This is a genomic window from Aeromonas sp. QDB17 (genome assembly GCF_027705305.1).
Lineage (GTDB): Bacteria > Pseudomonadota > Gammaproteobacteria > Enterobacterales > Aeromonadaceae > Aeromonas > Aeromonas caviae.
Genome location: NZ_JAPDBP010000034.1, coordinates 1 through 3,469, shown reverse-complemented (window position 1 = coordinate 3,469; position 3,469 = coordinate 1). Strand labels below are relative to the sequence as shown.

At 59.2% G+C, this 3,469-nt stretch carries 2 protein-coding genes; both read right to left on the bottom strand.

All coding sequences use genetic code 11. The features are described 5' to 3' along the window. Positions 1-184 precede the first annotated feature (184 nt). The gene (gene rapA / locus OKC41_RS19950) at positions 185-3,052 is read right to left on the bottom strand and encodes an RNA polymerase-associated protein RapA (RefSeq protein ID WP_201895033.1); all 2,868 of its coding nucleotides are present in this window, start codon (positions 3,050-3,052) and stop codon (positions 185-187) included. Between the two features lie 73 nt (positions 3,053-3,125). Then, the coding region (locus OKC41_RS19945; protein ID WP_270672301.1) for a hypothetical protein at positions 3,126-3,469 on the bottom strand (344 nt) is incomplete at its 5' end.

The window sequence follows — 3,469 nt, the reverse complement described above, 5'->3', positions numbered from 1 at the left end:
TTGTCAGTTATGGGTTACCACGATAAAAGTGCATGGCAGCCAACTCGCGTTGGGCCTGGCCATTATCAACCAGATGATGCCTGCACCGTTTTGTCAGTTATGGGTAACCACGATAAAAAGTGCATGGCATCCAGCTTGAGCTGGGTCTGGTCGTTATCAACCAGATGATGCCTGCACAGTTTTATCAGTTATGGGTAACCACAATAAAGCGGATGGCATCCAGCTTGAGCTGGGTCTGGTCGATCAGGTGGTGCAATTCTGCCTGCAGATTGCGCAGATATTCCAGCTCGCTGTCGCGCACATTCGGGTTGACCGCCTTGAGTGCCTCCAGCCTGTCCAGATCCTGTTGCAGGGTCTGCGCCATCTGGGCACGGGCCTTGTCTACAATCCCGGCTTTCAGTTCGTTGGCAATGACCTCGCCCTTGCCAATCAGGCCGTGGATCACCGGCTGGGATGCGGTAACCAGCTTGCTGCCAAGGTGGCGGTTGACCGGTGTCAGCTGGCGGTTGAAGGCATCGAATGCCACCTTCTCTCCCAGATTCTGGCCGTTCTTGTCCATCAGAAGACGGATCGGCGTCGGCGGCATGAAACGGTAGAGCTGGGGATGAGCCGCGGACTCGGCAACGAAGATCAGCTCAAGCAGGATGGAGCCGACCGGCAGCGCCTTGTTCTTGAGCAGTGCGACCGAGGTGGCACCGATCTCGGAACCCAGGATCAGGTCGATACCGCCGCGCATCATGGGGTGATCCCAGGAGAGCAGCGCCATGTCATCCCGTGACAGGGCGGTGTTGCGATCGAAGGTGATGGTCATGCCGTCTTGCGGCAGGCCCGGGAAGCTCGGCACCAGCATGTGATCCCCGGGAGTCAGCACCAGCGCATTTTCACCACGATCATCCTGGTTGACGCCGATCTCGTCGAACATCTTGAGGGCGAAGGAGATCATGCCGGTGTCGTCATCTTCGGCGGCTAGCTTCTCGACCAGCTGCTGGGCGGTCTCGCCACCGCTGGAGTGGATTTCCAGCAGGCGATCGCGACCCTGTTCCAGTCTGGCCTTGAGCGGCTCGTGCAGTTCGCGGGTCTTGGCCAGCAGGGCGTCGAGGGGGCCCTGCTCGCCGGTGTTGGCGGCCAGCAGCTCGAACAGCTCGTCACGTACCGCTTCGAACACCGGGCGGGCCGTCGGGCAGGTCTGCTCGAATGCATCCAGACCATCGTGATACCAGAGCTGCAGGGCGCGCTGTGCAGTCCCTTCCAGATAGGGGACGTGGATCTCGACGGTATTCTGCTGACCGATACGGTCCAGTCGGCCGATACGCTGTTCCAGCAGATCCGGGTTGAGGGGCAGATCGAACAGCACCAGATGGCTGGCAAACTGGAAGTTGCGGCCTTCTGAGCCGATCTCGGAGCAGAGCAGCACCTGAGCGCCCCCCTCAGCTTGAGCGAAATAGGCGGAGGCCTTGTCCCGCTCGAGGATCGACATTCCTTCGTGGAACACGGCGCCACGGATCCCTTCACGGGTGCGCAGCGCCTCCTCCAGCGCGATGGCGGTGGCTGCTTCGGAGCAGATCACCAGCACCTTCTGCTGACGGGCTGATAGCAGCAGCTCCAGCAACCATTCGACGCGCGGGTCGAACTGGGTCCAGGTAGCGTTGTCGCCTTCGAACTGCTGGAAGATCTTCTCGGGATAGAGGTAGCGCAGGGCACGGGTCTGCAGATCGCCGCCATTGCCACCCATCATGCCCATCACCTTGATGGCGGTCTTGTACTGCTCCGGCAGCGGCATGGGGTAGACGTTGAGGTGGCGCTCCGGGAAGCCCTGAATATTGGCGCGGCTGTTACGGAACAGCACCCGGCCGGTGCCATGCTGATCCAGCAGCTTGGCGACCGCCTGCTGACGGGCGGCGCTATCGCTCAAGTCCAGCCCTTCCAGCTGGCTGGCGAGGATTTGCTTGGCTTCATTGCTCAGGGTCTCGCCATCCAGCAGCTCCTGGGCTGCGCTCGCGACCTGACCGTAGGCCTGCTCCTCGGCGAGGAAGGCGTCGTAGTCGTAGAAACGCTCCGGGTCGAGCAGGCGCAGACGAGCAAAGTGACTCTGGTGGCCCAGCTGATCAGGGGTCGCGGTCAGCAGCAGCACGCCCGGTACTTGTTCGGCCAGCGCTTCCACCATTTCGTAGGCGCGGCTGGGGGCCTCCTCACTCCACTCCAGATGGTGCGCTTCGTCGACAACCAGCAGATCCCACTCGGCTTCCAGCACTTGTTCAAAGCGACGACGCTTCTTGCGCAGGAAGTCGAGGCTGCAGATCACCAGCTGTTCGGTCTCGAAGGGGTTCTCCGCATCGGCGAACGCCTCGATGCAGCGCTCCTCGTCAAACAGGGAGAAGTGCAGGTTGAAACGGCGCAGCATCTCGACCAGCCACTGGTGCTGGAGCGTTTCGGGCAGCAGGATCAGCACCCGATGGGCGCGGCCGGAGAGCAACTGCTGATGAATGATCATGCCTGCTTCGATGGTCTTGCCCAGACCCACCTCGTCTGCCAGCAATACGCGCGGGGCGTAGCGGTGACCCACTTCATGGGCGATGTAGAGCTGGTGCGGGATCAGACTGACTTTCCCGCCAGCCAGGCCGCGAGTCGGGTTGCGGCGACGCTGGTGCTGGTTGACCAGCGCTTCGTAGCGCAGGGTAAAGCGGGACATCCGGTCAATCTGGCCGGCGAACAGGCGATCCTGCGGCTTGTTGAACTTGATGAAGTTGTTGAGAAACACTTCCTTGAGGGCAATCGGCTCACCATTGTCGGTGCGAACACCTGCATATATAAGCAGGCCATCTTTCTCCTGCACTTCATCGACCGTCATGGTCCAGTCTTCGTGGCTGGCTATCTGATCGCCCACATTGAAGCTGACCCGGGTGACCGGTGCCTCTTCTTTGGCATACATGCGGTTTTCACCGGTAGCCGGAAACAACAGGGTAACCATACGTCCTTCAACAGCAACGACAGTCCCCAATCCCAGATCCGTCTCTGTATCACTAATCCAACGCTGGCCAAGTGCAAAAGGCATTAAACTCTCCAAAGCCCAAGAGTGTGAGAATCGCAAAGGGGCGCTATGTTACCCGAAGGCGGAAAGCCGATCATCATGGTTGTGCAGCAGGGGAAAGCCAAATCGATACAAGCTTGATCTGCCAACCTGCCAGCCTCAATACAGCATCCGGAATACCAATCTGCAGATCCTTTTCGTGCATTAATTCATCACTGCGGTCGCTTTGTAATCGGTTGAACGATGAAAGCCATCTTTTTGCAATTATCTCCTTGCCAGAACGAATTCGCTCCCTATAATGCGCCTCCATCGACAGGGCAAGCGGTAACGTAAAGCCTGAGTCGGTAGCCTCGAAAAGCCTTTGAAAATAAGGCTTGACTCGAGAAGGCGGTTGAGTAGAATGCCACTCCCGCAGCAGCCAAAAGCTGCGTCGCTCTTTAA

Coding starts and splice junctions, on each gene's coding strand:
- rapA (WP_201895033.1), bottom strand. CDS start 3,052: ATGCCTTTTGCACTTGGCCAGCGTTGGATTAGTGATACAGAGACGGAT.